This window comes from Pseudoalteromonas sp. SG43-5, from assembly GCF_014164345.1.
In the GTDB taxonomy this organism is placed as follows: Bacteria; Pseudomonadota; Gammaproteobacteria; order Enterobacterales; family Alteromonadaceae; genus Pseudoalteromonas; species Pseudoalteromonas distincta.
Genome location: NZ_JACJFA010000003.1, coordinates 121,088 through 144,886 on the forward strand (window position 1 = coordinate 121,088; position 23,799 = coordinate 144,886).

The following is a 23,799-nucleotide window of genomic DNA, read 5'->3' on the forward strand; positions in this document are numbered from 1 at the left end:
AAATTGTTATCAACTAAGACACCCCATGTTAAAAACTTCGCTTTGCCTTATCGCTGTTGCAATAAGTACTAACACGTTAGCAAATGAAAATAATAAAAATGAATACAATTCTGATCAATTTGAGCATGTCATTGTTTCAGGCAGCCGTATATCAGAAAGCATTGACGAAGTACCAGCCTCGATCACCGTTATTAATCAGCAACAAATACAACAGCATTTAAAAGTAAGCTCAGAATTGGGAAGTTTACTCGCGCAAATGGTTCCTGGCCTTGCCCCAGATACTGGTAGTTCAAGTAATTCAGGACAAACACTACGCGGCCGTGCGCCATTAATAATGATTGATGGCGTACCGCAATCAACCCCTCTTCGTAATGGTTCTTTAGGCGTAAAAACGTTAGACGCCAGCGCAATAGCGCGCATTGAAGTCATAAAAGGCGCAACGTCTATTTATGGTAATGGTGCCTCAGGTGGCATTATTAACTACATAACAAAACAAGCGCGTAGTGATGGTAAACCGGAAGGCGAAATAAGTATTTCAAGCCGCTTTAGCGCTGTTAAATTAGCAGAAAGTGGTGGCGGTAGAGTATCAGCCGCAGTAAACGGTAAGCTCGACCAACTAAGCTACCTGTTAACGGCAAGCTATGAAGAAAACGGCGTACAACGCGATGCACAGGGCGATATTTTAGGCTTGCAATATGGTTTATCAGACTCTGAAACTCAAAACTATTTTACCAAACTAACTTATGATTTTGACGACGAAAAGCAACTGCAGTTCAGCTATAACTTTTACAGCTCACAGCAAAAAACTGATTTAGGCGATGTTACTGGCGATGGCAATATAGGGGAAAAAACATACGCTATACACGTCCCATTAGCGCTTCAAAAACAAGGTAAACCGCAAGGCCCAGAAGGCAACGAAAATATAACCCTAAAATATGTTGATTACGCGTTGTTTGAAAACACACAAATGACCCTCGATCTGTATAAACAAAATATAGAAAACGTATTCTTTTTCTCAACCGCTTTAGCCAATCTTGATGAAGGTTATAGCGGTGGTCAATCGGTTATTAAATCAGACAAGCAAGGTGCAAGAGCTACATTTAATAGCCAGTTTGATTTTGAAAACCTAACAGCCACTCTAATCTACGGTATTGATGCCTTAAATGATAAAACATCGCAACCTTTAGTAGATGGCCGTGTGTGGGTGCCAGAAATGGACATGAAAAGTGTGGCTGGCTTTTTACAAACCAAATGGGTAATAAACGACGATATTATTGTAAAAGCGGGTGTAAGAAACGAAAGCATTGATTTGAGTGTAAGTGACTACCAAACGCTAAAACTTTGCAAAACCGTATCTCAATGTTCAGTACCATTAAATGTGCGTGGTGATACCATAAACTATGACGCTACAACGTATAATGCAGGCATAAAATACAATTTAACAGATGCATTCAGCCCATTTTTTAGTTATTCACAGGGCTCTGATATTTCTGATATTGGTCGCCTACTTCGCGCTGCAACTGTTGACGATATTGCACTTGTTCAAACACAAGCCTCAATAATCGACAATTACGAAATTGGTTTTACCTCACAGTTTGAAAACGTACGTTTTGAATTTGCTCTTTACAGAAGTACCTCAGAGCTTGGTACAAGTAATGAGTATAATGAAGTAACGGGTGTTTACGAACCCGTACGTGCACCACAAGAAATATGGGGTTACGAAGGGTTAGTTAATTATACTATTAACCAAGACCTTAAATTAAGCGCCACATACAGTTACGTAGAAGGTAAAAACACCGAAGCTGATGACTACCTAGGCGCAAGCCAAATTAGCCCACCCAAAGCAACGGCGAATGTAACGTGGCAAACAAATGACGAGCTATCGCTTGCAATGAGCTTTTTATATGTAGGCGACAGAAAGCGCTTTGATAAAAATGCACAGGGCCAATACTCTGGCGATCAGGGCCCTGTTAGTAGCTACAACACATTCAACTTAAGTGGCCAATACAATGTTAACGCCAGGTGGCGTGGGTATTTTGGAATAGAAAACCTATTTAATAGCGATTACTACCCTGCCCGCGCACAGGCTTACACCTACGGTGGATATAATATTAAAGGATTAGGCACAACCGCAACGCTGGGTGCTAAATACCAGTTTTAATTAGTGATAGACTCAATAAATAGGCATCAGCATGCCTATTTATTTAAAAAGATAATATGAAAAGCAGTATCTCTACTTATTGTTTATAAATACCTCTAGTAATCATTCTCAGATACTAATACAAATAAAAAACTGTCCATAAACCAAGCAGTAACGCAAACTTAAATAAGAATCAAAACCAATAGTAACGCAATGATTTTTATAGAGAAAACTTGCAATATAGGCTATATGTACTACACTGCATACAATTGAAATAGTTGAGGCGATTTATCATGAAAGGTAATCAAAAAGTAATCGATGCGTTTAATACATTGTTAGCTAACGAATTAGCAGCAATCGATCAGTATTTTATACACTCGCGCATGTATGACGACTGGGGTTTAAACAAACTATACGAGCGCCTTAACCACGAAATGGAAGAAGAAAAAGATCACGCAGACTGGCTTATCAAGCGCATCTTGTTTTTAGAAGGTGTACCAAATATGACTAAGCGCCGTGATTTACTTATCGGTAACGATGTAAAAAGCATGATGCAAAACGATTTAACACTAGAGCTTGAAGTAGTTGCGTGTGTTAAAGACGTAATCGCAATATGTGAAGAACAACAAGATTATCAATCTCGTAGCATTTTAGAAAAGCTGTTATTTGATACCGAAGAAGATCATGTTTACTGGTTAGAGCAACAACTTGGTCTAATTGATAAAATTGGTTCTGAAAATTATCATCAAGCACAAATGGCTTAGTAGGAGCATATTATGAAAGGCGATAAAGACGTTATTGCAGCGCTTAATAAAGTACTCGCTAATGAGCTTGTTGGTATTAACCAATACTTTTTACATGCACGTATGTTTAAAGATTTTGGCTTTACACAGCTTGATAAAGCAGACTACAAAGTATCAATTCAAAAAATGAAAAACGCTGATCGTTTAATTGAACGTATTTTGTTTTTAGAAGGCTTACCAAATCTTCAAGACCTAGGCCGATTACGTATTGGTGAAAACAGCGAAGAAATGATTGCTGCTAACATGAGTTTTGAACTCGATACTATTGACGAGTTACGAAGCGCCGTTAAACTGGCTGAAAGTAAAAAAGATTACATTACCCGTGAAGCCCTTGATCACATTTTAAATGAACAAGAAGAGCAAATTGATTGGTTAGAAACCCAACAATTACTTATTAAAAATACGGGTATCAAAAACTATTTACAGTCTCAACTGTAAATAGTAACAAGCATAAAAAAAGCAGCTAAAAAGCTGCTTTTTTTATATCTAAATTTTATATGTAATTAAGCAACTTGATCCGTTACATCCGCAATTTGAATAAGTCTGCGATTAAGGATCTTTTTAGTACAACCACAACACTTACCGCATTGGCTGCCTACTTTAAGCTCTTTGGTTAATTCACGCATGGTCGTTGCACCATCGTCAATTGTTTGCTCAATTTTTTTATCAGTCACACCGTGACAAAGACAAATATACATCAATACAAACCGTGTTAATTACATTCAATAGGTGCATACTAATCTAAACGACAATTGTTATCAATAGCTTCCTCACTAATAAATATAAATTATTTATTAGAATATGGTATTTGTTCTCTTAACTATATTTACCTAAAAGTAAAGTTATGGAATAATGGCCGCCTCTTAGGGGAGTAGCCCGCTCAGTAATGAGTAAACTTATCAACATAATTGCACCTCAAGTGCATGGTAAGTTTGTAATGTTGTAGCAAGCGTTATCGGCGAGACCTAGGTAGACACTATCCTCATGGCGGGAGATAGTTGTTTGCCTTGGTTTAGTATTCCCGCCTGTAAGAATCAATAATGGAAGTTTTTTTAACCTCAACCGTCACTGTTACACTTGCCGAAATTGGCGATAAAACCCAGCTTTTATCACTCCTGTTAGCTGCCCGTTTTCGTAATAAAAGCGCACTTATTCTTGGTATTTTAGCCGCAACTTTACTCAATCATGGCCTATCAGCGTGGTTTGGGCAGTGGTTAAGTAATAGTTTTTCTTCTGAATATTTACCTTGGCTTGTAAACATCAGCTTTATTATTGTTGGCCTTTGGCTATTAGTTCCAGACAAAGACGAAGATGTAAGTAATAAATACGATAGCTACGGGGCTTTTTTAGTCGCTTTTGTATTATTTTTTATTGCAGAAATTGGTGATAAAACACAAATAGCGACAGTGTTGCTAGGCGCACAATATCAGTCTGTGTTTTGGGTAACGGTAGGAACCACTTTAGGTATGCTAATTGCTAACGTGCCTGTTATATATGCAGGTAATGCATTACTAAAAAGAATATCTCTAAACACCGTACGTGCTATTGCTGCTTGTGTGTTTGTGTTATTAGGTATTTATGGCTTAGTTACAATTTAATCAATGTTAAAGCTCGCAACTGTTAATTCAAGTGCGAGCTTTAGTTTTATCTGCACGTTATTTATGCATTATTTACACAATAACACCCCTTGGTTTGCGTAATTAAAAGGTTTGAGTTAAAACCTGCAGCTAAATTAGTGACCGCAGTTTCAACAAAGCCACTTCCCTGGCCACACGCTAACCCTTCAGAGAGTGGACCGGCATAAACAAACTCACCGTTTTTATTAATAATAACGGCGGCGGGCGTTGCCGGAATAACGTGTTTAAGCTTTGGTGTTAATTCAACTTGTACAACCTTCATAGCTTTATTGGCAGCAAAGGAGCTTAACGATGAAATATGCGACTTAGCTTGTATGGTGCACCCGCAATTTTTTTCAGTTATAAGCACTAACGACGCTTCATTAGTGTCAACCCAGTCCAATTGCTTTTTAAAGTTATTAAACCAGTGCTTTTGCAATAAAACTTTTGAGCTATCAAACGGTTTAAGTTGCTCTAACTGAAAATAAACTAACCCTGCAACAACACAAACAAGCCATATAGCTATAAGCGAAAATACAAAAGAGTTAGATTTATTTAAACTTGGCAATGCTTTGCTCTAATACATCAATACTTACATCGATTAACTGCACCTTAGCGGTTAACTGCTGCACTATTTGCGTATCTTGGTACTGATTTTGGCGCATAGTATCAGTACTGCTTGCTATTAACTCGGTATTACCTGCCTGCTCCGCTACCACTTGTGCAACTGAGTCAGAGCTTGAAGATACTGCGGCTATTTGCTCGCTCATTGCTGAAATATTCTCTTTCATTGCAGCACTAATACTTGTTAAATCAACTACAAAACTCACACACTGACTCATTGATTGCGTTGACGTTTTACTATTATTAACAAGATCTTTTAATGTAAGACTAATTTTATCTGTTGTTGCTTTACTGTGGTTAGCCAAAGATCTTACCTCATCAGCAACAACAGCAAAACCTCGACCGTGTTCGCCTGCGCGGGCAGCTTCAATAGCTGCATTTAAAGCAAGTAGGTTTGTTTGCTCGGCAATGCCTGATATTTCATTAAGAAGCCCTGAAATAACATCGCCCGCTGCCACTAAGTGATTTATTTTTTCTTCGGTATGATTAAGCAGTGTTAACAACTCTCTACTTTTAGCGTCTGTTTGAAGCACTTCTTTTAATGCATCACCTGCAGATTGTGTAATATGGTCAACTTGGCGCTTAAGCACCTCACTTTCTTCTTCTACAAGTTTAAAGCCATTGGCAACTTGAGCGCCAGAATTAGCAATATCATCGGTTTGTTGTGTGCGTTGAACCGCACCACTCGCTAACTGATCGTGTACATCAATAAGCTCTTGTGAGTTTTTTTGCAATGATTCTGATTGTGTTTGTACCTGTTTAATAACATCAGATAAGTAATCTAGTAATGTGTTAAATCCTGCTACAGCTTCGCTTTTAGTGTCATCCGCGCGAAGAGAGAGTTTAATGTTTTCAGGATCTTTCATTATTTGTTCTGTCGCATAACTTAAAGATAAGCCCGCACGACGTTCCCGTTGCAGCGTTTTTGCAATATAGCCTGCAACTAATACTTCAACTATTGCGTATCCAGCATGAATTAGCACCGTAGTAAAAGCGAGTCTATCAGGGTCAAATACGTAAAAACCCGTATTTTGAGTTTGTAAATAATAAAAAGATAAATGATGTACCGCTACAAAAATAATAGCCGTAATAAACACTCGCCACTGTACAAAAACAATTAACATGGGCATTAAAATAAATATTTCAAAATGGACTTCAATCAGCCCAAAAGTTTGTTGTATGTGCAAAAAAGAAAACATCATTATGGCGGCAGCTACCACATGGGGGATAATAGGGCTATCACCTTGTGTTTTTAAAAGCCATATAGGTAATAAACACAATGGCAAACCTATCATAAAAGCCTGCGCTAATGTGTCGAAATACAAGCCTATAGCTATAGACTCGACAAACAAAAGACTGAAAATAATTGTAAATAACCGGCCAATACTAGACATAAGAACCTTAAAATTGTTGTTTGCATTGTTGTTTTATAAAGCAGTCTGCAATATACGTATATAAACGAGTTTCAGTTTACTTAACACAATAATTAACTAACGACACATCAAAGCAATACATTTTATTTACATTACATGCATGCGGTCTACTTAATTATAGGCAGTATTTTCTTAAACGTAGGCGTAGCAGCTTTTTTTGTCCATTGAAAAATTACTATTTCAGCGCATGAAATTACAGCTCCAGCTTGACGTAGCTGCTCAATCGCCAAATTTTTATGTTGCGGGTTTCTCGAACCAACTCCGTCGTAAACAATAATAACTTCAAAGTCATTTTCTATTAAATCTAAGCATGTTTGTAAAACACACACATGTGCTTCAGTTCCCACAACAACAACTTGCTTTTTACCATGGCTTTTTAACGTATCAACAAAACCAGGCTCTGCACACGCACTAAAGTACGTTTTATGAAAATACGTGGCATTAGGTAACGTATTTTTAATTTGCTGATTAGTCTCGCCCAAACCTTTCACATATTGCTCCGTTACTAAACATGGAACGCCATGAATAATACCCGCTTGAGCTAACTGCAATGTGCTTTTTAAAATATTCGGAAAATCTTTAATTGCAGGAGCAAGCAACTCTTGTAAGTCTATAACTAATAACACGCTGTTTTTTGCATCAATATTAGAGAAAAGCACTATACTCTCCTTATAAGCATTTACTATTATCTGTATAGAGTAGCTCACTATTTAAAAATAGAACTTTTAGCGTTATGTATATTATTTGTAATTAAAAAATAAAAACTTATGCTATATTTACTATCTAGCTAAGCATCATCCTATCTTCCACTGAGAGTGTTTATAAGTGCGTTTGAGCAAATTTTTTTTTCATATCACCATTACTTTTTTACTATGCATCCAAAGCACTTTTGCATCACAAAACTATGCTCAGCAGTTACAACGAATTTCTACTGACGAAGGCCTATCACAAAGTTACGTTTTGCAGACTCAAGAGGATGATATTGGTTATATTTGGATAGCAACCCAACAGGGTTTAAACCGTTTTGATGGTTATAATGTAAAAACTTTTAGTGGCGGCTTTGGCCTAGATAAACACTATATTTATGCATTATTTAAAGCCGAAGACGGAAAAATCATTGTCTCAACAGATCTTTCTGGTGCCTATATAATAGATCCCCTCACTTTAAAAACCGAAAAAATCTATTCTGGTCAAATAGATAAAGAACAAAAAATGTTCTCTCCGATCTCTGCAATGACTCAGCAACAAGGTACTTTTTACTTCGCCATAGATGCCCAAATATATACATTTGATGAGACGAGTAAACGCTTCACATTTAAGCTAATCCTGCCAAATAAAGGTGACTACATTCGGTCATTAACAATATATAAAAACACTTTATATATTGGTACAAATGATGGTTTATACACTGCAAATATAGATAATTCAGAACTTGTAAAAATACCTCTTCATCCCCCTGAAAAAAATACGATAGATAATGTAAACGTCAAATTCTTAAGTGTTGATAATGAATTAGGATTACTTGTTGGTACTGTTGAAGGCATGTATCAATTAGCATTCGATAATACCAAAAATATATCTGCAGCAAATATTACAACTTTAATCCCTGATTATAATATATGGGATTATGCCAATACTGTTTACGGGGAGTTTGTAGCAACCGAAAGTGGATTGTTCAGTTATCACCGCGAAACCAAAGAACTAGAATTCGTATTAAATTATGAAAAAAGTAAGTTTAATATTAATGAAAACTCAATAAACGATCTAATGGTTGATAAGTCCGGCGTACTTTGGCTCGCATCTAGAACCCAGGGCGTGTTTACATGGCCAATTAAAACCCGACGGTTTAAACACATTACTTTACCCGGTAACAATACTGTTCATGCCACCTACCAAGACAAAAATAATATTATTTGGTTAGGAACAGAAGATGGAATTGCACGGTACGACAAAGCAACAAATAAAAGTGATGTATATCTAAGCTCAACCGACTCAAAAGCAATATACGGGGCATCTGCCGTTTATGATATTTTTGCGTCTTCAATTGGTGATAATCAATTCCTTTGGCTTGTTACTTTCGATGGTTTTAAACTGTTTGATAAACAAACGGGTAAAATTATTGAAAATAAAGACACAGAAAAAGATGTAATTAACCAATCCAACTTATTTGGCTTTGCCCAGTTATCTGCAGACACATATGCATTTATGTCGGATGATAATTTTTATGTTTTTAATGAAACAACAGGAAAAACAAGAATTATTAAGGGGCTCAAAGAGCAAGTCGATCCTTTATTTTCTTACGCTTTTTATAAACACCTCGACACACATCCTGAAGAGTTTGTACTTGGCACATCAAAAAGCTTCCTTAGGTACAACGAAAAAACGAAAACTTTAACGACTATATTTCAGTCTTTTAATCCTAAAGAAGATATTTTTTACACTGTAGAAAACTTTTACTTAGACTCAAAACGAAACATTTTATGGTTAGCAACCACTCACGAAGGTTTGCTAGGCGTTGACCCCGTTACTTATGAAATAAAGCACTATATAGGATTAAAAAATTCGTTTAATACTGATTCTATCTATTCACTACTTCCTGATAAAAACGGCTTTTTATGGGCAAGTACCGACAATGGTCTTTATCAAATAGACCTAGATACACTCAATGTAGTGAGTTTTTCAGTAAAAGACGGTTTGAATATAAACCAATTTACACCAATAGCGGCAGCAACATTAAGCGATGGCAGGCTTATGTTCGGCAGCAATGCTGGAGCCTTACTTTTTAATCCGTTAGACTTTAATGAAGAAGAACAATTACAAAAAAGTAATCTGGCTATTACTGATATTAGCCTCCTTACTAGGGAACTCAATTACAATCCTCATAAATACCTTAGCAAACCACTTGAATTAAATTATGAAGACATGGGATTGACGGTTAGCTTTTCTAACTTCTCTTACCCTAATATTGATAAAGCATATTATAAAGTAATCCTTTCAGGGCCTACGTCTCTTACATATGAAGATTTACAATCTAATCAAGTGTTTTTCACAAAGCTTCAACCTGGTAATTACTCACTAAAAATATCAGCACATAATCGTGATGGTATTATTACAAGCGAGCCTACAACACTTAATATCAACGTGGCGTATGCTCCTTGGAAATCGCCCATTGCTATAGCCACCTACATTATTTTAATTCTTGGGGTGTTATTTTTTATTTTTTGGCAGTATCGCAGCCGCCGAGTAGCAATTGAACAAGCCCATAGAGCGACTATTCATTCGCAAAAGCAAACAGAACTCGCGCTTAAAAATAATAAAAGCGGCGTATGGGATTATAATTTTAAAGACGCTTCCGTAAATACGCTCAGGGGAAGTGAATTAGGCTATACAGACTTACCTGAACGCGTGCATATAGATCAATTTTTAGCGCTTATACACCCAGACGATCGACGTCGTTTTGAAAACCAATGGGAAAACTACTTCAAGTACAAAAAACAACAAAACTGGCAAGCAACTTACCGTTTACAGCATAAAAATGGCCATTGGCTCTGGTATCAAGATACAGGGCAAGTTATATACGATCCTCAAACAAATGAGCCTCTATATGTTTCTGGCATATATACCAATATCACCGAGCAACGAGCTAATGAGCAACAAGCAAAAATTTTAGGTGAAGCGTTTAGCCAAATAAACGATTGGTTACTTATACTCGATAAGCGTTTAATGCCATTTTCTGCGAACAATAGTTTTATTGAAACATTTTCAAACGAGCAAACGGCCACCAAAATTAGCCCTAAATTGTTTATTAAAGCAATTGGTAAAGATAAGTGCAGAGAGTTTGCTAGTATTTTAAAAAAATTAAAACCAACTGAAAACTGGCAAAGTGATGTTTATATAAGAACAGCAAGAAATAACGAACACCCAATACATATAAGTGCCACAGCTGTAACAAAAAACACTGCAAGTTACTATGTGATTGTTATTACAGATTTAACTGAACAAAAACGTGCTGAAAACGAACTGCGCTATTTGGCTAATTTTGATCCTCTAACACATCTACCTAATCGTAGTTTAATGTATCAAAACATTGAAAAGGCGATTAAATATGCCGATAAAAACAATACCCAATGCGCATTATTATTTATTGATTTAGATAAGTTCAAACCTGTTAATGACTCTTTTGGTCATGCAGTAGGTGACAAGCTTTTATGTAATATCACCCAAAGAGTAAGCGGCATGCTTAGCGAGGACGCTATACTTGGCCGCCAAAGTGGTGATGAATTTTTAGTGCTGATTCAAAATATAAAATCACTCCAATCTCTTCGCGATACAGTAAGAAAAATTAGTAATGAATTAGCTAATAAAGTAATTATTGAAGACTTCTCTATTAATATCTCAGCAAGTATTGGCGTAGCTCTATACCCATTCGATGCTGTAACCACAGATATACTCATCCGTAATGCCGATGTTGCAATGATGCACGCTAAGCAAGGCGGGAGAAACGACTTTAAGTTTTTTAGCGATGAAATGAATGAGCTAATAAAACAAAAGTTACTGCTTGAAAATGATTTAAAAGATGCAGTAAAAGACAACCGATTTTTTAATCACTACCAGCCTATTATCGACATAGAAGAAAAAACAATAAATGGCGTGGAGTTACTCATGCGCTGGAAAAATGAAGGCCAGTTAATATCTCCAGCTCTTTTTATTCCTGTAGCTGAGGAAACCGGTTTAATAGAACTTCTTACTGAGCAAGCCTTGCACCGTTCACTAATTGAACTTGCGCCTATACTCAGCGAAAACCCGTTGTTTTATATATCTTTAAACTTATCGCCTAAACACATTTTAAAAACAAACATAACACAGCGGTTAATGGCTATATTAGCGGACTCTCAAGTTCATCCAAGACAATTAAGGCTCGAAATAACAGAGAGTATTTTATTAGAAGATAAGCTTAAAGCAGCCAAACAGCTGCAAAACCTAAAAGCTGCTGGGTTTAAATTACTGCTTGACGATTTTGGTACAGGATACTCATCACTCACCTACTTAAGCCAATTCCCTATTAATGTTATTAAGATAGATCAAAGCTTTGTAAATAGTATTGGTATAGATAAGGGAGATGAATCAATTATTAAAACTATTTTTTCATTGGCAGAAAACTTAGGTCTATACTGCATTGCAGAAGGAGTAGAAACGCGCGAACAGATGCTCTTTTTAGCCGAGGTTGGCTGCCATGTATTACAGGGTTATTACTTTGCAAAACCAATGAATGCTAAAGACTTACGTAAAAGCGATTGTTTTAGCAATATCATTGATTTGATTTGATTTGATTTGATTTGATTTGAAACATTAAAAGCGTGCTAATCATTATTACACGCTTTTATATTAATTAGATGCTATTAATGGATATGATGGCATTCATGGCTTTCAATTTGTAATACACTATTACGTACATTAAATTTTTCGGCTAATAATTGCTCTACTTTCATACGACACGCTTCATCATGTTTTTCAATCGTACAATGTTGTTTAAGGACAACGTGTGCGCCTACTACAATACCATTATATTTGCGCGTTACAGTGACATTATGGACATTATGAACATGTTCCATATCTGTAATTTTACTTTCAATATCAGTAACTTTAGGAAGTTTCGCTTTATTTAGGCGTAAACCTTTTATACAACTAATTATGACCTTAATACCGGTGAATAATACGAAAGAAGCAATTAACATACTCGATAAAATATCGATTACAACCCAGCCTGTAAAATATATAAGAATACCGGCAACAAATGTCGATACGGTAGAAATCAGATCAAAGAATGAATGTAAAAATACCGCGTACACATTAATACTCGCTTTGCGGCCTTTATATAAAACCCATGCAGCAGCCCCATGAAATAAAAAACCAATAGCAGCAATAACCGACATTAAATAACTATTGATAGCCAGCTCATTTCCTTCATGTTGGTGTATATAGCGCTCACCACCTTCATACAAAATAATTAAACTGATTGCTAGGTATAAAAACCCGTTCACTAGGCCACCAAAAAGCTCTGCTCGTTGATGGCCATCGTTATAGGTTTTGGCAAAATGAATAGCGAGACTTGATGCTATCAGTGCGATGAATAACGAGCTATTGTGAACAAACAAATGCCCCGCATCAGCAAGAACAGCAAGCGAATTAGAATAATAAGCACCTATAACCTGAATTACCATAAACGAACACGTAATTGCTAGCGCAATGAGTAACCGACGACGAGAAGCTTGGTGTGTAGTGATTTCTGTCATGAAATGCTTGAATAACCTATACTTAAAGTGCAAATAAGCCAAAGATGGCTTAGAGTAGAAATGGGTAATGATATACAGTATCAATTATAATACGTACTGCCCGCAAACGCACTAAAAACTTAGTAAATCAAAAAAAATGTGCTAATAGTTAGTAAAGAAAAAGAATTTAATTATGGCTTGGACACATGGAGAGTTGAGTGAGTAATAACCTATCAGAAGAAGCATGGCAAAACTTGGAGTTATTGCCGTTTTGTGTATTACTTTATGATGCAAATGAAGATATATTTAAAGTTAACAGCCAGGCACAGGACTTGTTTGACTTAAAAGACCAATCACATTTTTATAAAACTGATTTTTCACACATCACTTTAACCAATCATCACAGTAAAAAAAATCTGTTGATCGAGGAGCTATTCTTTGATTATTTTACGGCAAATAACCAATGCCAGTTTATTTTATCGAAACAATCATCCAAATTGCTACTCAACGTAAAATTTGCAAATTTACCTAATTCAAACTCCATTATTATTATCGATATATTAAATAACAACGTGGATGAACAATATGATTTTGATAATATTATATCGAACATCTCAACTGACTTAATTGATATTCAAAATGACGATGTTGATAAGCATATTAACTATGCATTAAAAGCAGTCGGTACGGTTTGCAATGCCGATAGGAGTTATCTTTTTAAGTTTTCCGATGATGGTAAAACTATTAATAACACTCACGAATGGGTCAATGATGGTATCAAAGCTTTTAAAGACGACTTACAAAACCTTTTAAAAAGCGACCTCCCTTATTTTTTTAGTTCGATGGCCCGTACCCACTTATTCAGAGTGAATGATGTAACGTTGCTCCCCATTCAAGCAATGAGCGAAAAAACGATTTTCCAGCGACAAGAAATAAAATCGGTACTTTGCATTGGATTACGTTATGACAAAGAACTGGTTGGCTTTATTGGCTGTGATTGTGTTGTTCAAAAGCGAGATTGGACAGATTTAGACCTTATTCGCCTAAGGTTAGTAGGTGAAATGCTTGCTAATGCTTTCAAAAATTTAAATTATAAGCAAGAGCTTCAACAAACTCAGCAGCAACTCATTAACGCCAACCAAAAACTCAATAAACAAGTCAATACTGATGGCCTTACAAACATTGCTAATAGACGCTGTTTTGATCAGACTTTAAAATGCGAAATTAAGCGCTGTGCACGTAATAAGGAACCCATTAGTTTAATTATGTGTGATATTGATTTTTTTAAGCGTTATAACGATAACTATGGGCATCAGCTTGGCGATGAAGTGCTAAAGCGAGTGGCCAAAGCGCTACACAATATTTGTAAACGCGAAGGTGATCTAGCAGCTCGTTTCGGGGGTGAAGAATTTGCGATAGTTTTACCTGCAGTCGACACAGAACACTGTCAAAGGTTTGCTGTTCTTATTCAGGAAAAAATCGCAGAACTCGCAATTGAACATAACTTTTCAACTGTCAGTAAATACCTCACTTTAAGCATTGGGTTTTATAGTTTTATACCCAATCACAAAACAAAACCCAAAGAGGTTATAACTAACGCCGACATAGCCCTTTATAACGCAAAAGAAACAGGTAGAAATAAAATAGCTAGTTTTTAAAAACCGACTAAGGTGGCGCACTGCAGTGAGTTTTAGTGGTTTAAAGTTCTCTGTAGTGATAATCTATACACGCTGAAATTATAAACAATACAACTACTCAGCGTTTAATTATTATAAGGAATGTTTAAATGGATCCAGTCACACAAATTCTCAATATAGTTTTTACTGTTGAGGCTTTTTTACTTGTTTTTGTTATCGTGCTTTTAAAAAGTAGCGTTAAATTTGTACCACAAAACCGCGCCTGGTTAATCGAACGTTTTGGTAAATACCAATCAACTAAAGAAGCTGGCCTTAACTTTATTATTCCATTTATTGATAGAATCTCGGCTGATCGTAGCTTAAAAGAACAAGCTCAAGACGTACCATCGCAATCAGCTATTACTAAAGATAACATCTCACTCATAGTTGATGGCGTACTGTACTTTAGAGTATTAGACCCTTACAAAGCTACGTATGGCGTTGACGACTATACCTTTGCAGTTGTACAACTTTCGCAAACAACTATGCGTTCAGAATTAGGTAAAATGGAGCTTGATAAAACATTTGAAGAGCGTGATCTACTTAACACCAACATTGTTGCAGCTATAAACCAAGCATCTGAGCCTTGGGGTATCCAAGTACTTCGCTATGAGATTAAAGATATTGTGCCGCCTAACTCTATTATGGAAGCTATGGAAGCACAAATGAAAGCTGAGCGTGTTAAACGAGCTCAAATTTTAGAGTCAGAAGGTGATCGCCAAGCAAATATCAACGTTGCTGAAGGTAAAAAACAAGCACAAGTACTTGCTGCTGAAGCCGACAAAGCCGAGCAAATTTTACGTGCTGAAGGTGAAGCAACAGCTATTACGACGGTTGCAGAAGCACAGGCAAATGCGCTTATCAAAGTAGGTGAAGCCGCAGATACAGAACAAGGTCAAAAAGCAATACAGCTAGATCTGGCAACTAAAGCAATTGCAGCTAAAGAAGCGATTGCTCGTGAGTCATCAATTGTATTACTGCCAGATAACGCGACAGATGCAAGCTCAATGGTTGCCCAAGGTATGGCAATTATTAATAGCTTAAATAAAAAGCATCTGGGTTAATAACTAAATAAAGAGGTTTGTATGGATTTTATTACGCAAAATTTACCGCAAACACTTATGGTAATTGGTATTGTTGCTTTAATAATGGAAGTAGCAGTACTTGGCCTTTCTACATTTATTTTATTGTTTTTTGGATTATCGTTATTCCTCACAGGATTATTAATGAGTTTTGGTATTTTACCTGACTCATTAACCACTGCACTTTGGAGTAACACAGTGGTAACAGCAGGCTTGGCCGTTGCACTTTGGAAACCATTAAAACAAATGCAAAATCGCGTAGATAAGAAGCAAGTGAATAGTGATTTTGCTGAACTTACTTTTGTACTTACTAGCGATGTAACAGAGCAAGGTTTAACTACACATCAATACTCTGGTATCAGCTGGAAACTCAAAAGTGAGCAACCAATTATCGCCGGTACTGAGGTTTTAGTAACCAAAAAAGAAGTGGGTGTTATGTGGGTTACGCCTAAAAGCTAATCATCACTGTAAATTACAAGTCACAGTAAAACGGGCGGCTCAAACTGCCCTTTTTTTATACCGGAGATCTGAAATACAGCGCCTTGTTCACCAACAGTATTATTAATCGCTTCATCAAATGCCGATGTTACAAGTAGCAACTCAGCATTTTCACCACCGAAGGCGGTGCACGTCGGTTTTAATGCACAAAGCTCTATTGTTTTAATTAGCTCACCGCTTGGGGATAAACACATAACACATCCCATTCCCCAAACAGCTAGCCACAAATTGCCTAATTTATCGGTTACGCAGCCATCGGGGTCAACATCAGTATTATTAAATTGATAAAAAACACGTGGCTCAGCGCAAGGCTCACCAGTTTTCTCATCCAAATCTAATACATAAATGCAACTAGTTAAAGAGTCGCAGTAATAACCGCGTAAACGGGACTTATCAAAACACAATCCATTTGGGATACTCAAACCACTTACAACGGCTTTAAGCTGGTTTTTATAATAACGGTATATTATACCATCCCCTTTTTTAGCATTTACATCCATTGTACTTAACCAAAAGCCACCCCATGGATCAGCACGGCCGTCGTTTGAACGTCGATTTAGCTGTGTATTTTCAATACTAAGGATAAGATGGCGAGTGCTTGAATTAATATGGTATTTGTATATACCAGTACTTGTCCCTAGCAATAAGTGCTGCTCATCAATCCACGCTATTGCACTGAGCGTATCGGGCATATTCACGGTTTTTAGTAGGCTTTCGCTGTGTATATTTTTGCTTAAAAGTAATTTTTTATTTATATCGACCCAAAAAAAAGTGTTCAGCATAGGATGCCAAAGAGGACTTTCTGCAAGCTGACTCTGTGTGCTTTCAAAAATGGTTACGCTAGGATCAAACATCAGTAGTTATTCTTTATTATTAACAAAGCCTTGTAATACTAAACCTTACCAGAAAGCAGTGAGTTTCGCGATGTGTACCCGGCTTTAATTTTTTATCATCTTCAGTAATCTCTATCGCATTTTTTAGACTGAGTTGATAACATCAAATTTCATAAAAAGGATTGGCCATGAACAACAATAATAAAAACACACTCGTCGTTGAAGGCGGTGCAATGCGCGGTATATTTGCCGCTGGTGTGCTTGATGAGTTTTTAAAACAGCAATACCAGCCATTTGAACGCTATTTTGGTGTTTCAGCCGGAGCAACTAATATAGCCGCATTTTTATGCAAACAACCAATGCGAAATTATAAAGTGATTACCGACTATTCATGCCGTCCTGAATTTATTAATTTAGCGCGCTTTATTAAAGGTGGTCATTTATTTGATTTAGATTGGTTATGGCAAGAAACAATTCGCGAAATACGCCTTCATACAGAGGTATTCGAACAAACTCCACAAGAGTTTTATATTGTATCTACGGCAATCGAATCAGGCAAAGCACACTATTTAAAAGCCACCAGCGCCGATATGGTGCATCAATTAAAAGCATCATGCGCTATACCCATTGCATATCGTGACTACCCTATTATTAATGGCATAGCGATGACCGATGGCGGTGTTGCTGATTCAATTCCGGTTATAAAAGCTTACGAAATGGGTGCACGCGAAATCACCGTTATTTTGTCTCAATGTTTAGGCTATCGTAAAAAACCAAGTAAGGCACCTTGGCTTACTAAAAAAATGTATAAAAACTATCCTGCATTAGTTCAAGCGACCTTAGATAGGGCTGATTTTTATAATAAGTCTATCGATTTTATTATGAATCCACCAAATGACTGCAAAATCAATATTATTGCTCCACCAGCTAATTTTAAAGTTGGCCGAACCACTAAAAAGTTTGAAATACTTAATAGTGGTTACAATATGGGAGTTGATGCTGCTAAGGCCTTTTTAGCTAAATAACTGCATTTTTTACCCTAATAATTGCGGCGCTTTACCCGCAATAACTGCAGTTAGTAACCCTGCTAACATAGCTCCTACAACGGTGCATATTGCACCGCCTAAAATACCATAAACACTCATAAAGCATATCAGCGCTAAACTAAATAGCAGTGTACATAAAAAAGCTTTAGTGGATATTGTGAGTGTGTTTTTGCGTATATTAAGCATCATTAATAATAGACTTACCATGGCTATTATAATTAGTAGTTCGTTCATGCGGGTTGTACCTCTGCTTGTAATTTTTGTGTGTTTTTTATTTTTAAGGCACCAAAAATACACGCGATACCCACCACCATAAAACTTATATCTACTATCGCGACAAGCGAGCTATTAAGGTTAATAACATTGCTCACGCCAAATATAATATTGAGCGGCAGCACCAAAGCAAGCGAAGCGCCGCATAGCAAAAGAGTCAGCTTAAAATAGTTTTTATAACCTATAGGCAATACACTTAAGAGTAACCATGCCAACCACGTATAAAAAAACACGGGTCCAAAAAAGCTATTTTGCGCCACACCAATAACGGTATAATTAAGTACAACTTGCAAAGGAAATAACACAAAGCTTGCTAATACCAAGCCTCCACAACTACCAATAATAAAACGATTCCAGAGTGCATATGCCTGCACACTCAGCGACGGGCTACTGCCACGTGTACGCTTTGCTAGCCACATCATCATGCCCGAAATAGGTAAAAGCGCAGTACTTAAGCCAAGCAATACCCAAAGTAATTTTACAAACACCCCTGCAAAGTTCCCAAAGTGCAGCGGAAACATCAACTCAATTACTTTTATCGAAACACCTGAAATATCACCAAAACTACTCATCGACTGCACAAACTCACCATTGCCTTTATAATGCAGTAATTGAGAAGCAACAGCCTCGCCACCTAACAAACGCAAATACACCTGCGCATTCGCATCGTTATGCGCCATTATTGTGACATCCCTAATTATTGCTTCAGGGTAACGACTATGAGCATTGTCTAAAATAGTGTCTATTTTTGTAGGTTGCTTAATGTGGCTAACTACCGGCTCAGGAATAGCGGTAAACGTTTCTATTAACTTATCTTGATCGCCACCAAAGCTCACAAACGCAGCTGCTGGTAATAAAATAACGGTCGCAAGCCCTAAAAATGATCCTGTAAAACCAATTACAATATTAAATACGCTGCCCCAAATACCTATGACCTTATGAGCATCGCTTACTGCAATATCTAATCCTTTATCTCGCCTAAACGTAAAGAGCTCTTTTATCAATTTACGATGAATAAACAAGCCTGTCACTGCACTTACTAAAAGTGTTAAACCTAAAAAACCAGTGAGTATTAACCCAATTGGTCGCCCTAAATGCAAATCTGCATGAAACTCACCTATATAAGTTGGCGCATCCGTTTTTTTATTAGCGTAAAATTCTTTACTAGGCCCATAGTAAGTATTTTCCAGCGCCAATGTATTGGGATGAAATTGAAATACTCTGGCCACCTCTTGGTCATAGTTTTCATCGCCATGGTGGGATTCAAATACCAACGTTAATAAATGAAAGTTATGTCCACTTGGTAAAAACACATGAATGTTTTCGCCAAATTCACTAGGCACCTGTTTATGGTATTCGTTTACTAGTCGATTAATTTGCGCGCTGGCAACGTGTTGGCTAGATTGTAGCTCTGGATTTGCCCATATTTTTAACTCAGGTCGCGACAGCACTGCTAACGCCCCACTAAATGCAACAATAAATAGCAGTACAGCAGTAATAATTCCTACCCAGCTATGTAATAAAAATAGCTTTTTTAAAGTAATCGACTTCATCCCTGCCCCTGCGTTAACGCCCAAAAACTCAATAAACCATGTAATACACACAGTGCAAACATTACAACAAACGGTTGCCATACCTTTTGCGCCAAATACGCATAAATAAACAACGCAGTCCAAATAACAGGAAAGAGTAAAATAGGCAGTAATATTTGTTCATTCATTTGAAACGGTAAATAAGTTGTCATACCCGGAATCATTATTACCGCAGTAATTAGCGCTAGCACACATGCAATTAGGTGCCTTCGCCGTGTAGCTGTAAACGTTTTTTTATTATTCATTATTCGCTCATTAAATTTGCCCAAACATATACAAAACATCATATGCAAATGATAACAATTGTTATTATATTGTGCATTTAACACTTAATGCAATTTATTAAACACATTAAGTCTAAAAATACTGTTGGTTTGCTTTAAGAGCTTTTATGCTACGCCTCGCAATTTAGGTACGCAGTAATGCGTCATTTCAGTTAAGCCGAGTTCGGGCTTTTTAATTTTTCAGGAAGCAGTAAACCGTGGATATAATTAACGCGATTATTTTAGGTATTATTGAAGGTATAACAGAATTTTTACCCATATCATCAACTGGGCACTTAATTGTAGCGTCAAAGTGGTTAGGCATTGAATCAACAGACACTAACCTCGCCTTCGAAGTCATTATCCAACTTGCCGCCATTTTGGCGGTACTAGCCAACTATAAAGACAAGTTTAGCCCTAAATATTTCAATTTATGGGTGAAAGTTGCCATTGCATTTATTCCTTTGGGTATTATTGGTTTTATATTTAGTGATGTAATAAAAACACTGTTTAGCGTACCAGTAGTAGGTGTTATGTTTATTGTAGGCGGTGTGATCTTTTTACTATTAGAGCGCAGTTATAAAGAGGCTCACTGCACAACTACCGATGTAACCCAAGTTACTTATAAACAAGCACTTTGGATTGGCGTAGCACAAGTATTTGCGTTAATTCCGGGGACTAGTCGTGCTGGGAGCTCTATTGTTGGTGCCATGTTGTGTGGTTTAAACCGAAAAACCAGCGCTGAATTTTCATTTTTACTTGGTTTACCTGTACTTGCAGCAGCCTCAGGGTACGACTTACTTAAACATTACCAACTGTTTAGCTTAGATGACCTAACTGCCCTTGCTGTAGGTTTTTTAACGTCTTTTATAGTTGCTTATTTTACTATTAAACTATTCATACGCTTTCTAGAAAATTTCACTTTTGTTAGTTTTGGTCTTTACCGAATCGTATTTGGTGTTATTTTACTAACTAACCTAAATTCTGGTTAAGAGATTTAAAAACACTGTAAATAATAACGATATTTAAGTCTGTCTCTCTCTAGCTAGAAATTTTTGGTGAAAACAAGGCAAATTTACGCGTCAATAGCTGGTCTATTGCAAGGAAATTCAACGCAGTTAGCACTAAAAAAGCTGCTTGAGATAGATTTATTATTCAGAACTCAGGTTAGCTATAGCCTACACATAAGAGAACATTATGAGCGAAAAAATAAACGAAGAAGCACTCCACGCCCTAAAAATAGCTTTTACTTACATGCCTAAAGCGATTGAAGTGACAAAGTATGAATATGGCGAGCGCTACCAAAGCGTACTTGATCACATTGAAGCTGTACGTGAAACACTGCTTATTAACGATGTTGACCCAGAGGAAGTAGACGGCGATATCAACCCTGAGTACACACCAAACTCAACCTACTAATATACACAATAAGCTGCGAGCAACTTACTCGCAGTTTGTGTTTAAATCAGTTGTGCTTAATTAGAGAAAGTTTATATAAAGTAATAATTAACTAAATATATTTAATTTTTTTGTTAAACTAGTGCTTTATCAAGCTATAGACTCAGTTCTAAAACCAACAGGATATTTACTATTGAATTTTCTTAGGCAATTTCACGACATAGTATCTAACCAAAGCTTAGACTTTGATGAAAAAACCCATCAGCTACTAGCATTTGGACTTAAAGTGTTTAACCTTGATTTAGCTATTATTAGTAAGGTCGAGAAAAACTGCTATACCGTGCTACATGCCATTACGCCAGATAATGCATTAGAAATAGGTACTCAATTTGATTTAGATGGCACCTATTGTGTACACACTCTTACTGCGGGTTCTGCACTTGCATTTCATAACGTCTCACAAAGCGCAATTGCTGACCATCCTTGCTATGCAAACTTTAAACTTGAGTCATATATTGGGGCACCTATTAAAATAGGTACCGATATATTTGGAACTGTAAATTTTTCTTCTGCCAATCAATCTCCAGTATTTACAGATGCCGCCTACGACTATATTGAGCTATTTGCGCAGTGGTTAGGGGCAGAACTAGCTCGCAGCATCACTAAAGAAAAATTAATAAAAAACAGCAATAGCTTATTAAAACTAGAAAGCATAGCAAATATAGGCACGTGGGAAGTTGACCTTACTAATAATAAAATTTATTGGAGTCAGCAAACTAAACAAATCCATCAAGTTGATGAAAACTATCAGCCTGAAATTGAATCTGCAGTTAACTTTTATAAAGAAGGTACAAGCAGAGATAAAATAAATAAAGCAGTTGAGCTTGCTATACAACACGGCGAAAAGTGGCATCTAGAGCTTGAAATTATTACAGCCAAAAATCAGACCATTTGGGTATCTACATTTGGTGAAGCCGAATTTGACGGTGATACCTGTGTACGTTTGTTTGGTACCTTTCAAAATATTACCGAAGCAGTGGCTTTAAGAGAAGAGCTTAAAAATAAACAAGAACAAGCCGAGCGATTACTCGAAGATAGAAGCATGCTTTTTGCAAAAATAAGCCACGAACTTAGAACACCGCTAAATGGCATTACGGGCATGCTTACTACGTTAATAGATGAACATAACGAACAAAAGAGAACCGAAAAAATAAAAGTCGCGCTGCGTAGCGCAGATATACTCTTGAGCATAATAAACGAAGTACTCGATTTTTCTAAAATTAACCACGGTGAGTTAAAACTAGAACCCACGGATGTTTTATTAAATACAACATTTACTGATCTCATTTCTTTGTACACCCCGTTATTTAAAAACAGCAATGTAGAACTAGAAGTAAAAAATGAAATTTCTGATAGCTGCTGGGCATATTGCGATAACACACGCCTAAGTCAAATTACCTCCAACTTATTAAGTAATGCGTTAAAATTTACTGAGCGTGGTTGTGTAAAACTGCACACGTCTGTGATTAATAACAATAATAAATTAACGCTAAACATTAAAGTCGCCGATACGGGAAGAGGCATGACTAGCCAATTTCTTGAATCTTTATTCTCCCCTTTTACTCAAGAAGTAGATGCTAAAAACAGTAAAGGAGGCACAGGACTTGGCCTCGCAATAGTTAAAGAACTTGTTGAGTACATGGGTGGAACAATCAAGGTCAGTAGTAAAGTTAATCAGGGAACTACTTTTTCGCTAAGTATCCCTATAGAGCTAGGTAAAGAGCAAAAAGTAGAGCTAAATCCGCTATCAAAAATAAACATTAACGCTTCTAAGCTTTCTGTTTTAGTGGTGGATGACAACGACATAAACAGGCTAGTTCTTGATGCGTCGCTTAATAAACTCAATATAAAGCCAGACTTTGCAGTAGATGGGCAAGATGCCATATTTAAATGCGAGCAAAAGCATTACGACCTTATTTTTATGGATTGTATTATGCCTATACTCGATGGTTTTGAGGCTACAAAACAACTGCGATCAAAAAGTATCTGTCCGCACGATTCAACCTATATTGTTGCCCTTACAGCCAATACTTCATCGCAAGATAAATTAGCGTGCAAACAAGCTGGTATGGATATGTTTATTTCAAAACCGTTTAAAATGCATTCTTTAGAAGTCGCTATTGCGTCAGCGGCGCAATTACTAAAGCTTTAAAAATATTAGCTTTGCACACTTAACCGCGTGCTAAATAT

The 23,799-nt window shown here is 36.7% G+C and carries 21 protein-coding genes; 12 read left to right on the forward strand and 9 right to left on the reverse strand.

Going from position 1 to position 23,799, the window contains the following annotated elements; all coding sequences use genetic code 11:
* Nucleotides 1-25 precede the first annotated feature (25 nt).
* The 3 genes from H5161_RS04650 (at nucleotide 26) to bfr (H5161_RS04660) (ending at nucleotide 3,381) form a co-directional block, all read left to right on the forward strand.
* Nucleotides 26-2,161: a TonB-dependent receptor gene (locus H5161_RS04650; RefSeq protein ID WP_182768789.1), complete on the forward strand. Its 2,136-nt coding sequence runs from the start codon at nucleotides 26-28 to the stop codon at nucleotides 2,159-2,161.
* A gap of 272 nt (nucleotides 2,162-2,433) precedes the next feature.
* A complete protein-coding gene (gene bfr, locus H5161_RS04655; RefSeq protein WP_002958985.1) occupies nucleotides 2,434-2,904 on the forward strand; it encodes a bacterioferritin in 471 nt (156 codons plus the stop codon).
* Between the two features lie 12 nt (nucleotides 2,905-2,916).
* Nucleotides 2,917-3,381: a bacterioferritin gene (bfr, locus tag H5161_RS04660; RefSeq protein ID WP_002958984.1), complete on the forward strand. Its 465-nt coding sequence runs from the start codon at nucleotides 2,917-2,919 to the stop codon at nucleotides 3,379-3,381.
* A gap of 65 nt (nucleotides 3,382-3,446) precedes the next feature.
* On the opposite strand, the gene H5161_RS04665 is transcribed toward bfr (H5161_RS04660), so the two are convergent.
* A complete protein-coding gene (locus H5161_RS04665) occupies nucleotides 3,447-3,641 on the reverse strand; it encodes a (2Fe-2S)-binding protein (RefSeq protein WP_002960627.1) in 195 nt (64 codons plus the stop codon).
* Nucleotides 3,642-3,983: 342 nt separating this feature from the next.
* Here H5161_RS04665 and H5161_RS04670 point away from each other — a divergent pair, with 342 nt between their 5' ends.
* Nucleotides 3,984-4,541, forward strand: a complete 558-nt coding sequence (locus H5161_RS04670) for a TMEM165/GDT1 family protein (RefSeq protein ID WP_182716306.1) — start codon at nucleotides 3,984-3,986, stop codon at nucleotides 4,539-4,541.
* 61 nt (nucleotides 4,542-4,602) lie between these two features.
* Here H5161_RS04670 and H5161_RS04675 read toward each other — a convergent pair whose 3' ends face one another.
* The 3 genes from H5161_RS04675 to H5161_RS04685 form a co-directional block, all read right to left on the reverse strand.
* Entirely contained in the window at nucleotides 4,603-5,127 is a 525-nt protein-coding gene (locus tag H5161_RS04675) for a DUF6436 domain-containing protein (RefSeq protein WP_182768790.1), read from the reverse strand.
* Nucleotides 5,111-6,577, reverse strand: a complete 1,467-nt coding sequence (locus H5161_RS04680) for a methyl-accepting chemotaxis protein (protein WP_165723367.1) — start codon at nucleotides 6,575-6,577, stop codon at nucleotides 5,111-5,113. Before H5161_RS04680 ends, H5161_RS04675 begins: the two co-directional genes overlap by 17 nt.
* Before the next feature lie 146 nt (nucleotides 6,578-6,723).
* Entirely contained in the window at nucleotides 6,724-7,275 is a 552-nt protein-coding gene (locus H5161_RS04685) for an isochorismatase family protein (protein WP_182695210.1), read from the reverse strand.
* A gap of 166 nt (nucleotides 7,276-7,441) precedes the next feature.
* On the opposite strand from H5161_RS04685, the gene H5161_RS04690 reads away from it, so the two are divergent.
* Nucleotides 7,442-11,941: an EAL domain-containing protein gene (locus H5161_RS04690; protein ID WP_182768791.1), complete on the forward strand. Its 4,500-nt coding sequence runs from the start codon at nucleotides 7,442-7,444 to the stop codon at nucleotides 11,939-11,941.
* A 74-nt stretch (nucleotides 11,942-12,015) separates the two neighbouring features.
* Here H5161_RS04690 and H5161_RS04695 read toward each other — a convergent pair whose 3' ends face one another.
* Nucleotides 12,016-12,909, reverse strand: a complete 894-nt coding sequence (locus tag H5161_RS04695; protein ID WP_002960617.1) for a cation diffusion facilitator family transporter — start codon at nucleotides 12,907-12,909, stop codon at nucleotides 12,016-12,018.
* Nucleotides 12,910-13,106: 197 nt separating this feature from the next.
* Between H5161_RS04695 and H5161_RS04700 the strand changes: the two genes are divergently transcribed.
* The 3 genes from H5161_RS04700 to H5161_RS04710 all read left to right on the forward strand — a co-directional run bounded on the left by H5161_RS04700 (nucleotide 13,107) and on the right by H5161_RS04710 (nucleotide 16,105).
* Complete coding sequence (locus H5161_RS04700) at nucleotides 13,107-14,546, forward strand: diguanylate cyclase domain-containing protein (RefSeq protein ID WP_165723370.1); 1,440 nt, start codon at nucleotides 13,107-13,109, stop codon at nucleotides 14,544-14,546.
* A 128-nt stretch (nucleotides 14,547-14,674) separates the two neighbouring features.
* Nucleotides 14,675-15,628: a slipin family protein gene (locus tag H5161_RS04705; protein ID WP_024597361.1), complete on the forward strand. Its 954-nt coding sequence runs from the start codon at nucleotides 14,675-14,677 to the stop codon at nucleotides 15,626-15,628.
* Nucleotides 15,629-15,649: 21 nt separating this feature from the next.
* A complete protein-coding gene (locus H5161_RS04710; RefSeq protein ID WP_182768792.1) occupies nucleotides 15,650-16,105 on the forward strand; it encodes an NfeD family protein in 456 nt (151 codons plus the stop codon).
* A 20-nt stretch (nucleotides 16,106-16,125) separates the two neighbouring features.
* Here H5161_RS04710 and H5161_RS04715 read toward each other — a convergent pair whose 3' ends face one another.
* Nucleotides 16,126-16,998 carry an SMP-30/gluconolactonase/LRE family protein gene (locus H5161_RS04715; protein WP_182768793.1) on the reverse strand — a complete coding sequence of 291 codons (873 nt, stop codon included), beginning with the start codon at nucleotides 16,996-16,998 and terminating at the stop codon, nucleotides 16,126-16,128.
* Between the two features lie 167 nt (nucleotides 16,999-17,165).
* On the opposite strand from H5161_RS04715, the gene H5161_RS04720 reads away from it, so the two are divergent.
* Nucleotides 17,166-18,002: a patatin family protein gene (locus H5161_RS04720; protein ID WP_182768794.1), complete on the forward strand. Its 837-nt coding sequence runs from the start codon at nucleotides 17,166-17,168 to the stop codon at nucleotides 18,000-18,002.
* Between the two features lie 9 nt (nucleotides 18,003-18,011).
* Here H5161_RS04720 and H5161_RS04725 read toward each other — a convergent pair whose 3' ends face one another.
* From H5161_RS04725 to H5161_RS04735, 3 genes are read right to left on the reverse strand one after another with little or no spacing between them, the layout of a single operon-like run.
* Nucleotides 18,012-18,257 carry a hypothetical protein gene (locus H5161_RS04725; RefSeq protein WP_182768795.1) on the reverse strand — a complete coding sequence of 82 codons (246 nt, stop codon included), beginning with the start codon at nucleotides 18,255-18,257 and terminating at the stop codon, nucleotides 18,012-18,014.
* A complete protein-coding gene (locus H5161_RS04730; protein ID WP_182736823.1) occupies nucleotides 18,254-19,849 on the reverse strand; it encodes a PepSY domain-containing protein in 1,596 nt (531 codons plus the stop codon). Before H5161_RS04730 ends, H5161_RS04725 begins: the two co-directional genes overlap by 4 nt.
* Nucleotides 19,846-20,133: a hypothetical protein gene (locus H5161_RS04735; protein ID WP_182692528.1), complete on the reverse strand. Its 288-nt coding sequence runs from the start codon at nucleotides 20,131-20,133 to the stop codon at nucleotides 19,846-19,848. Before H5161_RS04735 ends, H5161_RS04730 begins: the two co-directional genes overlap by 4 nt.
* A 236-nt stretch (nucleotides 20,134-20,369) precedes the next feature.
* Here H5161_RS04735 and H5161_RS04740 point away from each other — a divergent pair, with 236 nt between their 5' ends.
* From H5161_RS04740 to H5161_RS04750, 3 genes are all read left to right on the forward strand, one after another.
* Nucleotides 20,370-21,143, forward strand: coding sequence for an undecaprenyl-diphosphate phosphatase (locus H5161_RS04740; protein WP_182692529.1), 774 nt, complete (start codon nucleotides 20,370-20,372; stop codon nucleotides 21,141-21,143).
* Nucleotides 21,144-21,348: 205 nt separating this feature from the next.
* Nucleotides 21,349-21,570, forward strand: coding sequence for a hypothetical protein (locus tag H5161_RS04745; RefSeq protein WP_002960604.1), 222 nt, complete (start codon nucleotides 21,349-21,351; stop codon nucleotides 21,568-21,570).
* Between the two features lie 172 nt (nucleotides 21,571-21,742).
* Nucleotides 21,743-23,761, forward strand: coding sequence for an ATP-binding protein (locus H5161_RS04750; protein WP_182768796.1), 2,019 nt, complete (start codon nucleotides 21,743-21,745; stop codon nucleotides 23,759-23,761).
* The last annotated feature ends 38 nt before the right edge of the window (nucleotides 23,762-23,799 follow it).

What these genes read in the sequence shown, in the direction of transcription:
- H5161_RS04650 (WP_182768789.1), top strand. Translation starts at nt 26, where the DNA reads ATGTTAAAAACTTCGCTTTGCCTTATCGCTGTTGCAATAAGTACTAAC.
- bfr (WP_002958985.1), top strand. Translation starts at nt 2,434, where the DNA reads ATGAAAGGTAATCAAAAAGTAATCGATGCGTTTAATACATTGTTAGCT.
- bfr (WP_002958984.1), top strand. Translation starts at nt 2,917, where the DNA reads ATGAAAGGCGATAAAGACGTTATTGCAGCGCTTAATAAAGTACTCGCT.
- H5161_RS04665 (WP_002960627.1), bottom strand. Translation starts at nt 3,641, where the DNA reads ATGTATATTTGTCTTTGTCACGGTGTGACTGATAAAAAAATTGAGCAA.
- H5161_RS04670 (WP_182716306.1), top strand. Translation starts at nt 3,984, where the DNA reads ATGGAAGTTTTTTTAACCTCAACCGTCACTGTTACACTTGCCGAAATT.
- H5161_RS04680 (WP_165723367.1), bottom strand. Translation starts at nt 6,577, where the DNA reads ATGTCTAGTATTGGCCGGTTATTTACAATTATTTTCAGTCTTTTGTTT.
- H5161_RS04695 (WP_002960617.1), bottom strand. Translation starts at nt 12,909, where the DNA reads ATGACAGAAATCACTACACACCAAGCTTCTCGTCGTCGGTTACTCATT.
- H5161_RS04705 (WP_024597361.1), top strand. Translation starts at nt 14,675, where the DNA reads ATGGATCCAGTCACACAAATTCTCAATATAGTTTTTACTGTTGAGGCT.
- H5161_RS04710 (WP_182768792.1), top strand. Translation starts at nt 15,650, where the DNA reads ATGGATTTTATTACGCAAAATTTACCGCAAACACTTATGGTAATTGGT.
- H5161_RS04715 (WP_182768793.1), bottom strand. Translation starts at nt 16,998, where the DNA reads ATGTTTGATCCTAGCGTAACCATTTTTGAAAGCACACAGAGTCAGCTT.
- H5161_RS04720 (WP_182768794.1), top strand. Translation starts at nt 17,166, where the DNA reads ATGAACAACAATAATAAAAACACACTCGTCGTTGAAGGCGGTGCAATG.
- H5161_RS04725 (WP_182768795.1), bottom strand. Translation starts at nt 18,257, where the DNA reads ATGAACGAACTACTAATTATAATAGCCATGGTAAGTCTATTATTAATG.
- H5161_RS04730 (WP_182736823.1), bottom strand. Translation starts at nt 19,849, where the DNA reads ATGAAGTCGATTACTTTAAAAAAGCTATTTTTATTACATAGCTGGGTA.
- H5161_RS04735 (WP_182692528.1), bottom strand. Translation starts at nt 20,133, where the DNA reads ATGAATAATAAAAAAACGTTTACAGCTACACGGCGAAGGCACCTAATT.
- H5161_RS04745 (WP_002960604.1), top strand. Translation starts at nt 21,349, where the DNA reads ATGAGCGAAAAAATAAACGAAGAAGCACTCCACGCCCTAAAAATAGCT.